The following is an 18,706-nucleotide window of genomic DNA, read 5'->3' as shown; positions in this document are numbered from 1 at the left end:
TCTCTTCCGACAGGGCGCCTGTCGGCACCCCATCCTTGGCAGCAATGATACGTACATACCCTTATGGTCATGGCGTTTAGGTCGCCTTCATATGCCGTTACATTTCGAAATGTTGCGGCTTTTCTGCAAGGACCCAGCTCCCGTTGTTCCTCCGCCATGCTGCCCTGAAACCTGTCCGGGGACATTCCGGGCAATCCGGCGGGCTGCCCACGCTTGGGGCTGTCATCACCTTTCTCCTCGGCGGTGTGGTTCCGCACGGGCGGGTTCCGGCCACCCCCGGCTGGCCCGGACCGCGCGAGGCGCTGCGCCGGGGCCTGGGCCTCGTCCTGGTGCTGGCCGTGCTGGGGCTTGGCATCAGCGTCATCTCGCTGCGGACCGGCTGCGTCGCCGCGGATCGTGACGTGCGCCACCTGGCCGTGGAGATCCAGGACCTCGATCGCGTGCTGCGCCGGCTCGGCCCGCCCGCCACCGAGGCGCGCGAATTGCTGTTCCGAACCACCGCCGTGCTGATCCGCGACACCTTCCCCTCCCTCGACGCCGCGTTGCGGGGCGAGACCCGTGATGCCACCACCCTGCACGGCGTGCTCGGTACCAGCCTTCTGCGCCTCGGCCCGGGCAATCCGGTCATCGACGAGGCGCAGAGCCGGATGCATGGGCTTGCCGAAGCCCGGCTGGCGGTCGAACAGGCGGTCGGCAGCGCCATCCCCCACCGGCAGGCCGGGGGGCTCGCGTGCTGGCTGACACTCGTCGCCGCAGCCCTGGGGCGGGTGGCGCTGCGCCAGGACGGGCGGAGGGGGATGCTGATGCCGGGCCTGACGGTGCTGGCCGGTGTCATCGTGCTGCTGGCCGTGGCCGTCGGGGCCTTCGAGGGGATTCTCACCGTGTCGGGAGAGCCGTTGCTCATGGCCCTGCACGTTCTCGCCGATGGCTGAGCGATTACGCCGCGGCCAGCGCAGATGCCGCCGGAGGACGCAGCCGTTCGAGCAGACGGCTCCGCTCCGTCGCCGCCTCGTGCATGCTGCGCTCCTTCACGTGACCGAAGCCGCGGATGCGTTCCGGCAAGGAGGCCAGCGCGACCGCGACCGGCAGCGTCGCCGGTGACAGCTCCTGCAGGATGACCTCGATCGTCTCCTCGTATTCGGTGATCAGCGCCCGCTCCGCCCGTCGCTCGGCGGACCGGGCGAACGGATCGAACAGCGTGCCGCGCAGGAAGCGCAGCGCCGCGAGCACCCGGAAAACCCCCATCATCCAGCCGCCATAGCTCTGCTTGAGCAGATGCCCCGTATGCGGGTCGCGCGCCCCGAGGAAAGGCGGCGCCAGATGGAATTCCAGCCGCTCGTACTCGCCGAACTGCGCCGCCAGCGTCGCGGCGAAGGCCGGATCGACGTAAAGCCGCGCCACTTCCCATTCGTCCTTGGCCGCCAGCACCCGGGCATAGCCGCGGGCCACTGCCTCGGTCAGCACGGTGCCCCCGGAGAAACGCTGCTCCTCGGCCTCGCGCACGCGATCGACCAGCGCCAGGTAGCGCCGCGCCAAGCGGTGGGACTGGTAATCGGTCAGCAGCGCCTCGCGCGTGGCGATGATCTCATCAAGCGTGGGCGGGGCAGGGGGGGGCAGCGTGATGCCGGCGGCCAAGGCCACCCGCTTCAGGTCGACCGCCGCGGCCCGCCCCCAGATGAACGCCGCCGTGTTGGCCGCGACCGCCGCGCCATTGAGCGCGATGGCGTGCAGCAACGCCTCCTGCCCGACCGGCACCAGCCCCTTCTGCCAGGCGAAGCCCAGCAGGAAGGTGTTGGCGGCAATGGCATCGCCCACCAGGGCGGTGGCCAGGGTGGTGGCGTTCACCTGAATGACGGCATCCTCCCCGGCCGCCGCGATCACTGCGCGGCGCAGATCCGCCGCCGGCAGGCGCGCATCCGCATCCCTGACGAAATCCGCCGTGGGAATCTCGAACGTATTGAGCACCACCCGCGACACGCCGGGCCGCAGCACCGCCAGCGCCTCGCGCGCGGCGGAGACGACCAGGTCGCAGCCCAGCAACAGGTCGGCGGTGCCGCGCCCCAGCCGCAGGCCGTGCAGGGCAGCATCGGCGGGGGCAATGCGGATATGGCTGGTCACCGCGCCGCCCTTCTGCGCCATGCCCATCTGGTCGAGCACGGTGACGCGCCGCCCCTCCGCATGCGCTGCCATGCCGAGCAGGGCGCCGATGGTGACGACGCCGGTGCCGCCGATGCCGGTGACCAGGATGTTCCAGGGGCGGTCCAGCACTGGCAGGGTCGGCTGCGGCAGGTCCGATGCCTCGGGGGTCACGCGCGCGCGCGGCACCGGCTGCGCCCCGTGCACGGTGACGAAGCTCGGGCAGAAACCCTCGACGCAGGAGAAATCCTTGTTGCAGGAGGCCTGGTCGATCGTCCGCTTGGTGCCGAACGGGGTTTCCACCGGCACCACCGCAAGGCAGTTGGAGGCCCGCGAGCAATCGCCGCAGCCCTCGCAGACGGCGGGGTTGATGAGGGCGCGCTTCGGCGGATCGGCCAGGGTGCCGCGCTTGCGCCGGCGGCGTTTCTCGGACGCGCAGGTCTGGTCGTAGATCAGCACCGTGCAGCCTGGCGTGTCGCGCAGCGAGCGTTCCACCTCTTCCATGTCGCGGCGGTGATAGATTTCCACCTCGGGGGCGAAATCCTCGGCCTGGTCATGCTTTTCCGGTTCGTCGGTGACCACGACGATGCGCACCACGCCCTCGGCCGCCAGTTGCCGGGTGAGCTGCGGCACGGTCAGGCCACCCTCGACGGGCTGCCCGCCGGTCATCGCCACCGCGTCGTTGAACAGCAGCTTGTAGGTGATGTTCACCCCCGCCGCCGCAGCGGCGCGGATCGCCATCAGCCCGGAATGGAAATAGGTGCCGTCGCCCATGTTGGCGAAGACGTGCCGCTCCTCGGTGAACGGCGCCTGGCCGAGCCAGGCCATGCCCTCGCCGCCCATCTGGCTGAAGGTGTCGGTGCTGCGGTCCATCCAGACCGCCAGGGTGTGGCAGCCGATGCCGCCCAGCGCCCGGCTGCCCTCGATCACCCGCGTCGAGGTGTTGTGCGGACAGCCCGAGCAGAAGAACGGCCGGCGCGACGCCGCCGCGGCGCGGCCGGGCTGCGCGTCCTGCTCGCGAAGGAAGCCGAGACGACGGCGCAGCGTCTCGCTGTCGGCGAAGCGCGCGATGCGCGGCCCCAGTGCCAGTGCTATATCGGCCGCGGACAGGTCGGCATGCCGCCGCAGCAGCGGGGCGCCGGCCTCGTCGGTCTTGCCGAGCACGCGCGGGCGCAGGCTCTGCCCGTAGAGGATGTCGCGCACCTGCTGTTCGACCAGCGGCGCCTTTTCCTCGACGACCACGATCTCCTGCAGCCCGGCGGCGAAGTCCCGCACGATCTCCGGATCAACCGGCCAGGCCAAAGCGAGCTTCAGCAGCCGGATCCCCGCCCGCGCGCCGTCTTCCAGGCCCAGCTCGGCCAGCGCCTGCCGGGTGTCGTGATAGGATTTGCCGACGGTGACGATGCCCAGCCGCGCCGCCGGCGGATCGAGCACGATGCGGTCCAGCCGGTTCGCCCGTGCATAGGCCTGCGCCGCCGGCAGCCCGACCGCGAACACCCGCGCCTCCTGCTCGATCGGCGCGTCGGGCAGGCGGATGCCGGCATTCGGATGCGGCCCGTCCGGGTCGCGCGCGGCGAAGCCGGCGAGGTCGAAGGCGACGCTGGCCGAGCTGTCCATCACCTCGGCCACCGTCTTGAAGCCGACATAGCGCCCGGACCAGCGCGACATCGCCCAGCCGTGCAACCCCAGCTCCAGCAGGTCGCGCAGGTCGGCCGGCACCAGCACCGGGCAGCCGGCGGCGACGAAGGCGGGCTCGCTCTGGTGCGGCACCGTCGAGGATTTGCAGCCATGGTCGTCGCCGGCGATCAGCAGCACCCCGCCGGTGCGGGCCGTGCCGGCGTAATTGGCATGGCGGAACACGTCGCCAGAGCGGTCCACCCCCGGGCCCTTGCCGTACCAATAAGCGAACACCCCGTCATAGCGGGCGCCCCGCAGCAGCGGCACCTGCTGGCTGCCCCAGATGGCGGTGGCGGCCAGTTCCTCGTTCACGCCGGGGCGGAAGACGATGTGATGTGCCTCGGTATGCGGACGGGCCGCCCACATCTGGATATCGACCTGCCCGAGCGGCGAGCCGCGATAGCCGGACACGTAGCCCGCGGTGTTCAGCCCCGCGGCAAGATCGCGCTGACGCTGTAGCAGCGGCAGCCGCACCAGCGCCTGGGTGGCCGTGAGGTACACGCGGCTCGCGCCGGTCTGCCATTTGTCGTCCAGCGTGACTGCCGCGTGCTTCATCGTCCCCCGCCCGGGCGCCCCTGCGCCGGATCGGCCAGATGGCCAGGTCCGCTAGATAGGATGACCGCCGCATCCCATCCAGCCGCATGGCCTCACGGCGCGTCCGCGCGCATCAGCTCCGCGAGATACTCGTAGGTGACCGAGAAGTCGCGGTCGCCGTATCCCGCCTCCATCAGGGCCGCGTAGATCCGCGCCGCATGGGCCCCGAGCGGCGTGGCCGCGCCGCCGGCCTCCGCCGCCTCCTGCGCCAGCGCCAGGTCCTTGAGCATCAGCGGCACGGCGAAGCCCGGCAGGTAGCCACTGTTGGCCGGGGAGGACGGCACCGGCCCGGGAACCGGGCAATAGGACGTGAGCGCCCAGCACTGGCCCGAGGAGGTCGATGCCACCTCGAACAGTTTTTGCCGATCGAGTCCCAGCCGGTCGGCCAGCACGAAGGCTTCCGACACCGCGATCATCGAGATGCCGAGGATCATGTTGTTGCAGATCTTCGCCGCCTGCCCCGCGCCCGGCCCGCCGGTATGCACGACGGTCTTGCCCATGGCCTGCAGCAGCGTCCGGCCCCGGGCGAATGCCGCCTCGCCGCCACCTACCATGAAGGTCAGCGTGCCGGCGATCGCCCCGCGCACCCCGCCCGAGACCGGGGCATCGAGTATCTCGATCCCCCGCGCCTGGGCCTGTCGCGCCATCTCCCGCGTGGTGGCGACGTCGATGGTGCTGCTGTCGATCAGCAGCGGCGATCCCACCGCCGCCCGCAGCACGCGCGGTACCACCTCGGCGACGTGGCGCCCGGCCGGCAGCATGGTGATCACCGCCTCGGCCCCGTCCACCGCCGCCTCGATGGTCGCCGCGGCGCGGCCGCCCTGGGCCACGTGCTTTTCCACATTGGCCGCGGCGATGTCGCAGCCGGCCACGTCATGCCCGGCCCTGACCAGATTCGCCGCCATGGGCTGGCCCATGTTGCCCAGGCCGATGAACGCGATCCTCATGATCCCTCCAGCAGCTTGCGCGCGATGATCACGCGCATGATCTCGTTGGTGCCTTCCAGGATGCGGTGCACGCGCAGGTCCCGCAGGTAGCGCTCGACCTGCGTCTCGCGGATGTAGCCGTAGCCGCCATGCAGTTGCAGCGCCTCGTCGCAGATGCGGAAGCAGGCATCGGTGGCGAAGCGCTTGGCCATGGCGCAGCGCAGCGTCGCGTCCGCCGCCCCGGCATCGAGCGCAGCCGCGGCGCGATGCACCATCAGCCGCGCCGCCTCCAGCTCGGTCGCCATGTCCGCCAGCCGGAACTGCAGCCCCTGGAACTCGGCCAGCGCCTGGCCGAAGGCCCGGCGCTGCTGCACATAGGCGGTCGCCGCTTCCAGGCAGGCGCGTGCCCCGCCCAGGCTGCAGGCGGCGATGTTGATGCGCCCGCCATCCAGCCCCATCATCGCGAACCGGAACCCATCGCCTTCCGCGCCCAGCCGGTTCTCCACCGGGATCAGGCAATCGGCGAAGGTCACCATGGTGGTCGGCTGGCTGTTCCAGCCCAGCTTCTTCTCCGGCTTGCCGAACAACAGCCCCGGCCGGCCCTTTTCCACCAGCACGCAGGAAATGCCGCGCGGTCCTTCGCCGCCGGTGCGCACCATGGTCGCGTACAGCCCGGACACGCCGCCCCCGGAGATGAACGCCTTCGATCCGTTCAGCCGGTACTGCGCGGTGCCTTCCCGGTCAGCGCGCGTGCGCAGCGCGGCGGCGTCGCTGCCGCAGCCGGGCTCGGTCAGGCAGTAGCTGGCAAACTGCGCGCCGCTCAGCAGGTCCGGCAGGAAGCGCTCCTGCTGCGCCGCGTCGCCGAAGCGCGCGATCATCCAGGCCACCATGTTGTGGATGGACAGGAACGCTGCGGTGGAGGGATCGGCCGCGGCCAGTTCCTCGAAGATGATCGCGGCATCCAGCCGCGACAATCCGGTGCCGCCGGCCGCTTCCGGCACATAGATGCCGGCAAAGCCGAGCGAGGCCGCCTCACGCAGGGCCTCGGCCGGGAAATGGTGCGCCTCGTCCCAGTCGCCCGCCTGCGGCAGCAGCCGCTCGCGGGCGAAGTCCCGCGCGGTCTCCTGGAAGGCGACCTGCTCCGGGGTCAGCCCGAAATCCATGGCCTTGGGCCCCCGCCCATGCGCCCGCGCCGCGTCGTTCCCACCGATCGCATCCTGCTCCTCCCTGCCCGTGCGGGTCTGCGTTGCGGCCAGATTGGTCCCCCCGCGGCAATCCCGGCAAGACCCGCCCGGCCCTGCCGCATTCCTTCCGTCGCGTGGCCTGACGCAGCGGTTTCCCGACCCGAGGGCGGTTCGCGGCAGAGGCGCGACCGGCGCGCTTTGCAGCCCGTGCTCCCGGCCGCATCATCGCCCCCTACGACCCGAGGAATCTCCATGCGCGCCCGTATCCGCGACACCGAACTCTATTTTGACATCGAAGGCATGGGGCTGGTCCCCGAGGGCGACCGCATGGTCGAGCGCCCGGTCGGCTTCCTGATCCATGGCGGTCCCGGCAGCGACCATTCCGGCTTCAAGCCCGCCTTCACCCCGCTCGCCGCGCGCATGCAGCTGGTCTATTTCGACCATCGCGGCCAGGGGCGCTCCGCCACCGGCGACCCGGCCCGCTACACACTCGACGAGAACGTGGAGGACATGGAGGCGCTGCGCCGGCATCTCGGGCTTGGCCCGATCGTCTCGATCGGCACCAGCTACGGCGGCATGGTCGCCATGGCCCACGCGGCCCGTTACCCGGAGGCCGTGTCACATCTGGTGCTGATCGTCACCGCAGCCCACGGGGGGTTCCGCCCGCGCGCCGCCGAGATCGTGGCCGCGCGCGGCACGCCGGCGCAGCAGCGCATGGCGGACATGCTGTGGAAAGGCGAACTCGATACCGAGGCGAAGCTGCGTGATTTCTATGATGTCATGGGGCCGCTCTATTCGCTGAAATACGATGCGGCGGCGGCATCCCGCACCCGCAATCGCGGCATCCTCGCCCCCGCCGCCCTGAACCGCGCCTTCGCGCCGGGGGGCTGGATGGAAACCTACGACCTGCGACCCGAACTCGCCCGCATCACCGCGCCGACGCTGATCCTGGCCGGACGGCACGACTGGATCTGCCCGCCGGAATTCTCCGAGGAAATCCACCGGCTGCTTCCCGGATCGGAACTGCATATCTTCGAGGACAGCAGCCACTCGGTCCGGGTCGACGCGCCGGCAGCGATGATCGGCGCCATCACCGGCTTCCTCGACCGCCACGGTGCCGCCGCACCGGCCTCATCCGCCGCCTGACGCCGGCGGCACGCCTTACTCTGCGGGCCCGGGTCGTTGAACGATCCGGGCCTGTGAGAACAAGGTGCGGCACGGTTATCCCATGCGTCATGGATCCCAATAAGCTAGTGTAGCCTGCGGTAATTCGTGTGAATGTCTGCATTGTGCGGATCGACTACAACAAAATATGTTTGCTTTGCTCCGTTGTGCATTGATTGTAAGTGGCAAATAGTAAAAAAAATGATACGCTCACCAAAGCACGGAGGAATCACATGAAGAATTCTACCTTGAACTTTGCTCAACTATCTCTCATCAACAACCTTCTCAAATTGAATGAAGAGCAAGTCGACATGGTTTTTGGCGGTGTCGGCACCAATACATCTTCTGGCATCTCTTCCGCGCATCGCCCCGCGATGGACCCGCGGGGCGGCCTGGACAGGGCTGCGCCCTATTCGTTCGCTTCGGAAATCGGCGTGCCGGTGTCGACGCCACAGCCACCTGCCGGCGTGGCCGCCCCGGGTGGAACCAATGAGTCCGGGGGAACTTCCCAACCCAACATTCCGCCTTTCGGGGTCTTCAGGACAAAATCCGGGCAGAACTGACCCTGTTGGCTGCCGTACAAAACGCATAAGGTGAACAATTTGGATTAATTTTCAATCTATTCGATTTAATTTCAGTTTTGATCTTATTTTGCGATTGCGATATTTGTCGTGCATGGATTTCGCCTGATGCCATCCGGCATCACCATGCATGGACAGAATGTTGATTGCGCGTGAATCAAGCCTTTCGGGCGCGCCAAGCCGACGAGCCCCATTCCCCCGCATCGCCGCGCATCGACGGCGCCTGCTGCTGCGCGCCGCGACCTATGGTGCCGCCTTCCTCGGCTGCACCTTCACGGCATTTCTCGGCGTGCTCATCATCGCCGGTGACCGGTCCGCACCAGTGTCCCAAGCGGCATCGGTGCCTCATGCCTCCGCGCCTGTCGCACCGGCTGGCGTCTCCATGGCAACCCGGCTGGAAGACCAGGCGGGGGATCTGCGCGTCCAGGTGGAAGTGGCAAATGTCACTCTCGCCGCCCTGCGTGATCAGGTCAGCCAGGCGGAGCAGGAACTCGCCGCGTTGCTCCGCCAGCAGCAGGCCGCGGAGGTGGAACTGGCTGACCTCGAACGACAGCGTGATTTCATGCCGGTCTCGGGGGATTGGCCCGAGAGGGGACGCAAGGAACGCTGACGCGGCTCAGGCCCCCGCCTTCAGGGTTTCCGCTTCGCGCTGGCGTTGCAGCAGGTCATGGAAATCATGGCTGCACACCACCGACACCGCGTCGCCCTGGGCATGGACCAGCGTCCGCAGCCGCTCCCGGTTCTGCCGCCACGCCCTGCGGTCGGTCCGCATCAGCCACTGATAGGCCAGCGCCAGCGGTGCCGGGGACGGGCCGTCGGCCAGTTCCCCCTGGTGGAACACGGCATCGCCGGCATGCAACAGCCAGCGCCCCTGCGTGCGCACCGCCACCCCCGCATGCCCGGGCGAGTGGCCGGGCAGCGGCACCATCAGGATCTCGGGCGGCAACCCGGTGAGCGCCCGCACCGAGGCAAAGCCGAACCAGCTTTCCCCCGCCGGCATGGCATATTCGCGCCAGGACCGGGCCGCACGGAACTGCGCCGGACGGTAGCGCCGCCGCCGCAGCAGGCCCCGCCGGGACCGCGCCGCCGCGGCTTCCTCCGCCATGACGTGAACCGTCGCGTGCGGGAAATCGGCGATGCCGCCGGCATGATCGAAATCCAGGTGCGTCAGCACGATGTGCCGCACGTCGCCAGGATGGAATCCCAGTTCGGCCACCTGCTCCAGCGCGGTGTCGCGCCGGTCCAGCGTGATCCGGTCGAGCGCCAGGAAAAAACGGCTCAGCCGGGGCACCGGACGGGTCACATCCGCAGTGCCGAAGCCGGTGTCGACCAGCACCAGACCACCGGGCGCCTCGATCAGCAGGCAATGACAGCATAACCGCGCCGGTCCGAGCCCGGGGGTAGTGCCGTCGAACAGCCACCCGCCATAGGGACACATCGAACCGCAATTCAGATGATGGATGCGCATCAACGTATGCAGACGCGCCGTTGCCAGACGGGTTCCATTCACGACACCCGGCCCGCCGGGGCGTTGCCCCATAGGCGTTAGGATATTCTTGCGCTGAGGGGTTTGGCTTATTTTATGAGGGAGATGCAGACATTTGCATCTCCCCATGCGGATGACTGGGCCTTGGTTCGGTCGCGGTTGCCGCGCGATCTGGATCTGTCGCGATTGGCGCGTGAGACGAAGGCGCTTCTCCGGCTGCGCGGTGTGCGGGATGCGGAGAGCTTGCTGCGGTTGGCGCTGGCGCGCGGTCCGGGGGGGCTGTCGATCCAGGAGACGGCGGCCTGGGCTGAGTTGGTGGGGGTGGCCCAGCTGAGCGGCCCATCGCTGCACGATCGGTTGCATCAGTCCGTCGATTTTCTGCGGGCGATCGTGAGGTCTCAGCTGGAACACGGCCGGTCGGCGCACTCACCGCTGTGGGCCGGGCGACACCTGCGCATTGTCGACAGCACCAGCCTCAGCCAACCTGGCAGCAAGGGGACCGATTGGCGGGTGCACGCGGTCTACGACCTTGCCGCGGGCGGGTTTACGCATCTGGAACTGACCGATGCCAAGGAAGGCGAACGGTTCAGCCGAGGCGCTCCGGTGCCGGGTGAACTCCGTCTGGGCGATCGTGGCTTCTGCAATGGTCCCGAACTGGCGCGCTACCTGCAGCAGGCTGGCGAGGGGGGCGCCGATTTCATCGTCCGCATGCGCTGGAACACCTTGCCCCTGCGCGATGACACAGGGGATCCCTTCGACCTGATCCGCTTGCTGCAGCAGATTTCCCAGCCGGGCGAGGTAGGCAGCGTTCTCGTCAACGCTGTGACGGGCCGCGATCGCCCCCTGCTGCCGTTGCGGGTGGTGGCGCTGCGCCTGCCCGCAGAAAAGGCCGCGGCCAATCGCAAGCGCTTGTTACAGAAAGCCAGCCGCCAGCAGACCACGCCCGACCCCCGCAGTCTCATCGCAGCGGAGTTCCTCATCCTGGGCACCACCCTCCCCAGCGAGATCCCGGCCACGGAAGTGCTAACCACCTACCCGCTGCGCTGGCAAATCGAACTCGCCTTCAAGCGGCTCAAATCGCTGCTGCACATCGACCGCCTTCCAACCCACACCCAGACCGGCGGACAGGTTTGGCTCCATGCCCATCTCATCCTGGCGCTGCTCTGCGACACGGTGAACCGGGATTTCCTGGCCTTTTTCCCCTCAGGACCTCAGTGAAGCCAACGCCGCCCCATCCTTGTGGCGCAGCTCCAAAATGGTCCTGCGCACGTTGCTCCAGGCCGTGCTCGGTGCCATCGGGCTGCTCAAGCTCCTCGCCAACGCCGCCAGCGTCCATCGCAAACTCGCCGATCCCCCACGACGCCGACAAAGGCAGGTCAATTATGCCCCACAGGCGCTATCCTAACGCCTATGGGGCGTTGCCCCGGACCCCGCGTTGATCGCCGCCATCCTGCAAGGACGCACAGACAAGCTGCGCAATCCATACGACGAACCCAACTCGCCTGGTTCGCCTGGATCGTCGCCCGCCTCGGTGGCTGGTCCGGATACACCTCCCGCGGATACAAACCCCCAGGACCCAGGACCATGCATCATGGTCTCATCCGCCTCGACCAGATCCTGCTCGGTTGAAAACTGGCAAATCGTTCCGGAATTGCGCGACTCCCGTAGGGACCTCCACCAAGGGCCAAAGGCCCTTGGATCCCGGTTTCAGGTGCTCAGGGCCGCTTCGCCGTCCAGCGTGGCCGCCACCGCATGCACCACTGCCGCGATGCGCACGGCCGCCTGTACTTGCTCGCGGCTGAGCCCGGCCTCTATCACCACGCGCTCATGCGCCTCCATGCACATGCCGCAGCCATTGATCGCCGACACCGCGAGCGACCACAGCTCGAAATCGGCCTTTTCCACTCCCGGCTTGGCCATGACGTTCATGCGCAGCCGGGCCGGCAGCCGCGAATACTCGCCGCCGACCAGATGGGTGAACCGGTAATAGACGTTGTTCATGCCCATGATGGCAGCGGCCGCCTTGGCAGCGGTCAACGCCTCGGGGCTGATCTGCGGGCCGAATTCCGCCACCAACGCGCGTGTGACCTCGGCGTTGCGGGAGGCCAGGGCACTGGCGATGAAGGTGCCGGCCCGCTGCTGCGCCGAAAGGACGGGCTCGGTGGCGAGCGACCCGAGATTGAGCTTCAGGTCCTTCGCATACTCGGGAAGCTGGTTGCGCAGGGCTTCGAGAGACATCCTGGTCGTCCTTGCATGAAAAGATGGGGGCATGGAAAGACGGGGAGGGGGACATGCCCCCTCCCCAGGACCCTCCCGGTGACGGAAGGGACGCTCCTGACGGATCGCGAAGCCGTGGCTCAGGCCACCTTCTCGAACAGCTTCTGCGGCTGCAGCGTCTCCTTGCCTTTCTCCCAGTTGCAGGGGCACAGCTCGTCGGTCTGCAACGCGTCCAGCACACGCAGCACTTCCTGCGGGTTGCGGCCGACATTCAGGCCGTTCACCGCCACCCACTGGATGGTGCCCTCGGGATCGACGATGAAGGTGGCCCGCAGCGCCACCCCGGCGGTCTTGTCGAGGATGCCAAGCGCTTCCGCGAGCTCGCGCTTGATATCGGCGAGCATCGGGATCGGCAGGTCACGGATGTCGTCGTTGTGCACGCGCCAGTTCAGGTGCACGAATTCACTGTCGGTGGAAACACCCCAGACCACCGCGTCGCGGTCCGCGAACTCGCCCGCCAGCTTGCCGAAGGCGGCGATTTCGGTCGGGCAGACGAAGGTGAAATCCTTGGGCCAGAAGAAGACGATCTTCCACTTGCCGACATCGGATTGATCGGAAATCTCGGTGAAGGACTTGCCGGGCCCGCCCAACCCATCCGGGCCGCCCTTGACGGCGGTGAGGGTGAAGGAGGGGAACTTGTCGCCGACCGTGAGCATCCTGCCATCCTTGTCTGTTGCATGGGCCGGCGGGGTGGGGCGTCCCCCCGGCCAGCCGGGGATATCGCAAAGCGGCATTCTACGTGCTAATGAATAATTCTTGTTGTTTCTATCGACTGTATCGATGACGCCCCTGCCCAGCCCACAGCAACTCCGCTACCTTCTGGCGCTTGCCGAACACCAGCATTTCGGCCGGGCCGCCGAAGCCTGCGCGGTGACGCAATCCACCCTCTCGGCCGGCATCCTGGCCCTGGAACGCCAGCTTGATGCGCGCCTGCTCGACCGCGACGGCGGCAAGCGGGTGGTGTTCACCACGCTCGGGCGCGAGATCACCGCCCGCGCCCGGGTGGCGCTGACCTCGCTGGAAGCGGTGGTGGAAGCGGCGGCGGCGGCGCAGGCGCCGATGAGCGGCACGCTGCGGCTCGGCGTGATCCCGACCATCGGGCCGTTCCTGCTGCCGCGGCTGATGCCGGCCCTGCGCAGCGCCTATCCGCGGCTGAAACTGTTCCTGCGCGAGGACATTACCGATCGGCTGGTGGCCCGCCTGGGCGACGGCCGGCTCGACCTGCTGCTGCTGGCGCTGCCGGTGGCGGTGGACGGGGGCGAGACCCTGCCGGTGGTGCGCGACGAGTTCCTCGCGGCGCTGCCGCCGGGCCATCCGCTGGCCGCGCGCGACACCGTGCCGGTGGCGACGCTGCACAACGAGCGCCTGTTGCTGCTGGAAGATGGCCATTGCATGCGCGAGCACGCGCTGCAGGTCTGCGGCTATGCCCGTGGCGAAGGCCCCGCGCGCGACCCGACCGATCCCGACGGCTTCGTGGCGACCAGCCTGCACACGCTGGTGCAGATGGTGGCCGGGGGACTCGGGGTGACGCTGCTGCCGCGCATCGCGGTGGAGGCGGGGGTGACGACCGGGACCGCGGTGGAACTGCGGCCGTTGGCGGGGTCCGGCGGCTGGCGGACGCTTGGCCTGGCCTGGCGGCCACATGCGGCACGGGCCGGGGAATACCGTGGCCTGGCGCCGATGATCAGCCAGGTGGTGGAAGCGGCAGTCACGGCCGGGTGAACACGGGCCTTGCCAGGGCGGCGCGCGGGCGGTTCACTTTGACCGCCCACCGTCACGGATTCCGCCCCGCATGCCCTCAGCCCGGCTTGCCGTCGATATCGGCGGCACCTTCACTGATCTCGCCCTGGACCATGACGGGCGCCGCACCACCGCAAAGGTCCTGACCACCCCTGCTGCGCCTGAACAGGGCGTGCTGGCGGGGGTGCGGCAGGTGCTGGCGACCGCCGGACTCACCGCCGCCGACATCGCCCTGCTGGTCCACGGCACCACGCTGGCCACCAACGCCATCATCGAACGCAAGGGCGCCCGCACCGCGCTGCTGACCACCGAAGGCTTCCGTGACGTGCTCGCGCTCGGCAACGAGAGTCGTTACGACCAGTACGACCTCAACATCGTGCTGCCGCAGCCGCTGGTGCCGCGGCACCTGCGCCTGCCGGTGCCGGAGCGGCTGGACAACGAAGGCAACGTGCTGCTGCCGCTCGACGAGGACGCGGTGCGCGCGCTGGTGCCGGTCCTGCGCCGGGAAGGCGTGGAAAGCATCGCGGTCGGTTTCCTGCATGCCTTCGTCAATCCTGCGCATGAGCGCCGCGTGCGCGAGATCCTGGCGGACGCGATGCCGGACGTGCCGGTCTCGCTGTCCTGCGAGGTCAGCCCGGAGATGCGCGAATGGGAGCGTTTCTCCACCACCGCCGCCAATGCCTATGTGCAACCGCTGATGGCCAGCTACCTGACCCGGCTGGAGCAGGAACTGCGCGGGATGGGGCTGGTGGCGCCGATCTTCCTGATGCTCTCGGGCGGCGGGCTGACCACCATCGCCACCGCCTGCCGCTTCCCGATCCGGCTGGTCGAGAGCGGTCCGGCCGGCGGCGCGCTGTTCGCTGCCCATGTCGCGCGGCAATGCGGGCTGGATAACGTCCTGTCCTTCGACATGGGCGGCACCACGGCGAAGGTCTGCCTGATCGATGACGGCCAGCCGCAGACGGCGCGGACCTTCGAGGTGGCGCGCGTCGGACGTTTCCGGCGGGGTTCCGGCCTGCCTCTGCGCATCCCGGTGATCGAGATGGTGGAGATCGGCGCGGGCGGCGGTTCGCTGGCGCATGTCGACGCGATGGGCCGCATCGCGGTCGGGCCGGAGAGCGCGGGCGCCGATCCGGGACCGGCCAGCTACGGGCGCGGCGGCAGCAGGCCGGCGGTGACCGATGCCAACCTGGTGCTCGGCCGCTACGATCCGGCGCGCTTCGCCGGCGGGCGGCTGCCGCTGGATGTGGCGGCGGCGGAAGCGGCCCTGACCGCCGAGGTCGGCGAAAAGCTCGGCTTGCCGCCGGCGCTGGCGGCGCTCGGTGTGATCGAGATGGTCGACGAGAACATGGCCAACGCCGCGCGGGTCCACGCGATCGAATCCGGCAAGACCTATGACGGGCGCACGCTGATCGCCTTCGGCGGCGGCGGGCCGGTGCATGGCTATCGCGTGGCCGAGCGGGTCGGCATCGACCGCGTGCTGGTGCCCACCGGCGCGGGCGTGGGCAGCGCCATCGGCTTCCTGGTGGCGCCGGTCGGCTACGAGGTGGTGCGCAGCCTGTACCAGCGTCTGGCCAGCTTCGACATCGTCGCGGTCAACGCCCTGTTCGACGACATAGCGGCCGAGGCCGAGGCGGTGGTGGCCGAGGGCAGCTTCGGCGCGCCGACGCGCCAGCACCGGCTGGCCTATATGCGCTATGTCGGCCAGGGCCACGAAATCCCGGTGCCCTTGCCCGCGCGCAGCCTGACGGCCGGGGACGTGCCGGCGATCCGTGCCGCCTACGACGCCGAATATGCCCGCTTCTACGACCGGCCGGTGCCCGGATCCGATGTCGAGATCATGAGCTATGCCGTGCTGGTCGCGACCATTCCCGCGCCGGCGGCCGCGCCCGTCGCGCCGGAAGAAGCCGCCCCGGCGGCGTCGGTTGGCTGGCAGGCAGTGCGCGACACCGCGAGCGGCGAGGTCAGCCAATGGGCGGTGCACGACCGGGCCCGGCTCGCGCCCGGCGCCACGCTGCAAGGGCCGGCGATCATCGCGGAGGACGAGACCTCGACGCTGGTCGGGCCGGGCTGGTCGGCACGGGTGAACGGTCTCGGCTATATCGAACTGGTGCGGGGAGAAGGCTGATGGCACCGCTGGATGGCGCTCTGGCCGGCATCCGCCGGCAGGTGATGTGGAACCGCCTGATCGCCGTGGTCGAGGAGCAGGCGCAGACCATGATCCGCACCGCCTTCTCCACCACCGTGCGCGAGGCGGGGGATCTCTCCGCCGGCATCTTCGATCTGCAGGGACGGATGCTGGCGCAGGCGGTGACCGGCACGCCCGGCCACGTCAACTCGATGATGGAGAGCGTCGGGCATTTCCTGGCCAAGTTCCCGGCCGCGACCATGCGTCCGGGCGATCACTACATCACCAACGATCCGTGGCTCGGAACCGGGCACCTGCACGACCTGACGGTGGTGTCGCCGGCCTTCCATCGCGGCCGCATGGTCGGGCTGTTCGCCAACACCGCCCATGTCATCGATGTCGGCGGGCTCGGCATGGGGCCGGACGGGCGCAGCGTCTTCGAGGAAGGGCTGTACATCCCGATCGTCAAATGCTTTGACCAGGGCCGGCCGAACGAGACCTTCTTCGATTTCGTCCGCGCGGGATCCCGGCTGCCGGTGGAGCTGGAAGGCGACATCTATTCGCTGTGCGCCTGCAACGACGCCGGGGCGCGGCGGCTCGCGGGGATGATGGACGAGTTCGCGCTCGAGGATCTCGACGCGCTGGCGGAATTCATCTTCGACAGCAGCCGGCGGGCCACGCTGGCCGAGATCGCCAGGCTGGGCCACGGCACCTTCGCCGCCGCGATCTGCAGCGACGGCTACGAGGAACCGGTGACGCTGCGCGCCGCCATGACCATCCTGCCCGACGCGATCGAGGTGGATTTCGCCGGCACTTCCGGCCTGTCGCAGCGTGGCATCAACGTGCCCCCCGCCTATTGCCGGGCCTATGCCTGCTTCGGCATCAAGGTGGTGGTGGCGCCCGAAGTGCCGAACAACTGGGCCTCGCTGGCGCCCTTCCGCATGAAGATCCCGGACGGCTGCATCCTGAACGCACCGCGGCCCTCGCCGGTGGCGGTGCGGCACGTGATCGGGCAGTTGCTGCCCGACCTGATGATGGGCTGCCTGCACCAGGTGGTGCCGGATCGCGTCGCCGCCGAGGGCAGTTCCTGCCTGTGGAACCCGCCGCTGCGGGGCGGCGCGCAGGTTTCCGGCCAGGCGCGCGCCAACCGTCGGGTGGTGGCCGATTTCGAGGTCATCACCTTCAATTCCGGCGGCACTGGCGCGCGGCCCACGGCGGACGGGCTGGACGGCACCGCCTTCCCCTCGGGCGTGCGGACCATGCCGGTGGAGGCGACCGAGAACGTGGCGCCGGTGATCTTCTGGAAGAAGGAATTGCGCTCCGACAGCGCCGGTCCCGGGCGGACCCGTGGCGGATGCGGGCAGGTGATGGAGATCGGCACCAAGGGCGAGCTGGAATTCGCGGTGAATGCCGTCTTCGATCGCGTCGGCCACCCGGCGAAGGGCCGCGAGGGCGGCGGCGACGGCGCGCCGGGCGTGGTGATGCTGAAATCCGGCACACGGCTGCGGCCCAAGGGCTTCCAGGTCATTCCGGACAATGACCGCCTGCTGCTGCTGCTGCCGGGCGGCGGCGGCATGGGCGACCCGCGCGCGCGCGACCCTGCATTGGTGCAACGCGACCTGCGCGACGGCGTGATCAGCCCGGACGTCGCCCGCGATGCCTACGGCGTGGCGGTCGATGCCGAGGGGCGGATCGATGCGGCGGCGACGGCGCGGCTGCGTGGCGGGGTGTAGGGCATCGTTTGGGAAGGCCCATGCGACATTTTCTGATCCTGTTCATGGTGCTGCTGCTCGGTGCCGGCGCCCGGGCGGCGGAGGCCCCGCATCTGCAGGTCGACCCGTCCTGGCCGAAGCCGCTGCCGCATGGCTGGGTGCTGGGCGAGGTGTCGGGGGTCGCGACCGATGCGCGCGACCATGTCTGGATCATCCACCGCCCCCATAGCGTCCCGGCCGGCCAGCCGGCCGCGCCGCCGGTGATCGAATTCGATCCCGAGGGCAGGCTGCTGCAGGCCTGGGGCGGGCCATGGCGCGGGCAGGGGCCGCGCTATGACTGGTTCGGCAACGAGCACGGCGTCCATGTCGATCCGCGGGGCTTCGTCTGGCTCGGCGGCAACGGCCCGCAGGACGGGCAGGTGCTGAAATTCACCGCTGACGGGCGCTTCGTCCTGCAGATCGGCCATCCCGGCGGCAAGGTCGACAGCAACGACGTCACCCGGCTGGCGCGCCCCGCCGATGTCGCGGTCGATATCGAGGCCAACGAGGTCTATGTCGCCGATGGCTACGGCAACCACCGTGTCATCGTCTTCGACGCCGAAACCGGTGCCTACCGGCGGCATTGGGGCGCCTATGGCCGTCGTCCCGTCGACCAGCGGCGCAGCTACGACCCGGCGGCGGCGCCCTCGTCGAATTTCGGCAATCCCGTGCATTGCGTGAAGCTCGCCCGCGATGGGCTGGTCTATGTGTGCGACCGGCAGAACGACCGCGTGCAGGTGTTCCGCCACGACGGCACCTTCGTGGCCGAATGGCGGATCGCACCGGCGACGCGCGGCCTGGGCAGCGTGTGGGACCTGGGCGTGTGGCCGGACGCGGCGCAAAGCTTCCTGCTGGATGCCGATGGCGGCAACGGGCAGGTGCACATCCTCCGCCGCGCCGACGGCACGGTGCTCGGCGCCTTCGGCCGGCCGGGGCGGCAGCCGGGGCAGTTCCACTGGCTGCACAACATCGCCGTGGACAGCCGGGGAGACGTGTTCACGACCGAAGTCGATGCCGGCCGGCGGGTGCAGCGCTTCGTGCCAACAGCGCGGCCGTAGCACC

General features: G+C 69.1%; 15 protein-coding genes. 9 read left to right on the top strand and 6 right to left on the bottom strand.

All coding sequences use genetic code 11. The annotated features are described in order from the left end of the window. Window positions 1–143 precede the first annotated feature (143 nt). A complete protein-coding gene (locus tag NBY65_RS26325) occupies window positions 144–932 on the top strand; it encodes a hypothetical protein (protein ID WP_150043174.1) in 789 nt (262 codons plus the stop codon). Between the two features lie 4 nt (window positions 933–936). Here NBY65_RS26325 and NBY65_RS26320 read toward each other — a convergent pair whose 3' ends face one another. From NBY65_RS26320 to NBY65_RS26310, 3 genes are all read right to left on the bottom strand, one after another. Beyond that, window positions 937–4,368, bottom strand: a complete 3,432-nt coding sequence (locus tag NBY65_RS26320; protein ID WP_150043173.1) for an indolepyruvate ferredoxin oxidoreductase family protein — start codon at window positions 4,366–4,368, stop codon at window positions 937–939. 92 nt (window positions 4,369–4,460) lie between these two features. Beyond that, a complete protein-coding gene (gene mmsB / locus NBY65_RS26315; protein WP_150043172.1) occupies window positions 4,461–5,354 on the bottom strand; it encodes a 3-hydroxyisobutyrate dehydrogenase in 894 nt (297 codons plus the stop codon). After that, a complete protein-coding gene (locus NBY65_RS26310; protein ID WP_150043171.1) occupies window positions 5,351–6,496 on the bottom strand; it encodes an acyl-CoA dehydrogenase family protein in 1,146 nt (381 codons plus the stop codon). Before NBY65_RS26310 ends, mmsB begins: the two co-directional genes overlap by 4 nt. 273 nt (window positions 6,497–6,769) lie before the next feature. Here NBY65_RS26310 and NBY65_RS26305 point away from each other — a divergent pair, with 273 nt between their 5' ends. The 3 genes from NBY65_RS26305 (at window position 6,770) to NBY65_RS26295 (ending at window position 8,872) form a co-directional block, all read left to right on the top strand. Then, window positions 6,770–7,663: an alpha/beta fold hydrolase gene (locus NBY65_RS26305; protein WP_150043170.1), complete on the top strand. Its 894-nt coding sequence runs from the start codon at window positions 6,770–6,772 to the stop codon at window positions 7,661–7,663. 251 nt (window positions 7,664–7,914) lie between these two features. Next, a complete protein-coding gene (locus tag NBY65_RS26300) occupies window positions 7,915–8,244 on the top strand; it encodes a hypothetical protein (RefSeq protein WP_150043169.1) in 330 nt (109 codons plus the stop codon). Between the two features lie 400 nt (window positions 8,245–8,644). Further along, window positions 8,645–8,872: a hypothetical protein gene (locus NBY65_RS26295; protein ID WP_150043168.1), complete on the top strand. Its 228-nt coding sequence runs from the start codon at window positions 8,645–8,647 to the stop codon at window positions 8,870–8,872. Between the two features lie 6 nt (window positions 8,873–8,878). Here NBY65_RS26295 and NBY65_RS26290 read toward each other — a convergent pair whose 3' ends face one another. After that, the gene (locus NBY65_RS26290) at window positions 8,879–9,730 is read right to left on the bottom strand and encodes an MBL fold metallo-hydrolase (RefSeq protein ID WP_150043167.1); all 852 of its coding nucleotides are present in this window, start codon (window positions 9,728–9,730) and stop codon (window positions 8,879–8,881) included. Window positions 9,731–9,853: 123 nt separating this feature from the next. On the opposite strand from NBY65_RS26290, the gene NBY65_RS26285 reads away from it, so the two are divergent. Beyond that, window positions 9,854–10,966 carry an IS4 family transposase gene (locus tag NBY65_RS26285; protein WP_162530944.1) on the top strand — a complete coding sequence of 371 codons (1,113 nt, stop codon included), beginning with the start codon at window positions 9,854–9,856 and terminating at the stop codon, window positions 10,964–10,966. A gap of 489 nt (window positions 10,967–11,455) precedes the next feature. Here the strand turns inward: NBY65_RS26285 and NBY65_RS26280 are convergent, their stop codons facing one another. Next, the gene (locus tag NBY65_RS26280) at window positions 11,456–11,986 is read right to left on the bottom strand and encodes a carboxymuconolactone decarboxylase family protein (RefSeq protein WP_150042233.1); all 531 of its coding nucleotides are present in this window, start codon (window positions 11,984–11,986) and stop codon (window positions 11,456–11,458) included. 119 nt (window positions 11,987–12,105) lie between these two features. After that, entirely contained in the window at window positions 12,106–12,681 is a 576-nt protein-coding gene (locus NBY65_RS26275) for a peroxiredoxin (protein WP_150042232.1), read from the bottom strand. Between the two features lie 124 nt (window positions 12,682–12,805). Between NBY65_RS26275 and NBY65_RS26270 the strand changes: the two genes are divergently transcribed. From NBY65_RS26270 to NBY65_RS26255, 4 genes are all read left to right on the top strand, one after another. Beyond that, window positions 12,806–13,747, top strand: coding sequence for a hydrogen peroxide-inducible genes activator (locus tag NBY65_RS26270; protein WP_150042231.1), 942 nt, complete (start codon window positions 12,806–12,808; stop codon window positions 13,745–13,747). Between the two features lie 70 nt (window positions 13,748–13,817). After that, window positions 13,818–15,893 (top strand): hydantoinase/oxoprolinase family protein, encoded by a 2,076-nt coding sequence (locus NBY65_RS26265; RefSeq protein WP_150042230.1) that lies wholly within the window; start codon window positions 13,818–13,820, stop codon window positions 15,891–15,893. Beyond that, window positions 15,893–17,626 (top strand): hydantoinase B/oxoprolinase family protein, encoded by a 1,734-nt coding sequence (locus NBY65_RS26260; protein ID WP_150042229.1) that lies wholly within the window; start codon window positions 15,893–15,895, stop codon window positions 17,624–17,626. The genes NBY65_RS26265 and NBY65_RS26260 overlap by 1 nt, the downstream gene beginning before the upstream one ends. Before the next feature lie 20 nt (window positions 17,627–17,646). Further along, a complete protein-coding gene (locus NBY65_RS26255; protein WP_150042228.1) occupies window positions 17,647–18,702 on the top strand; it encodes an NHL repeat-containing protein in 1,056 nt (351 codons plus the stop codon). Window positions 18,703–18,706: the final 4 nt, after the last annotated feature.

The sequence above is a fragment of the Rhodovastum atsumiense genome (genome assembly GCF_937425535.1).
GTDB lineage: Bacteria > Pseudomonadota > Alphaproteobacteria > Acetobacterales > Acetobacteraceae > Rhodovastum > Rhodovastum atsumiense.
This window is presented reverse-complemented; position numbering and strand designations above follow the sequence as displayed.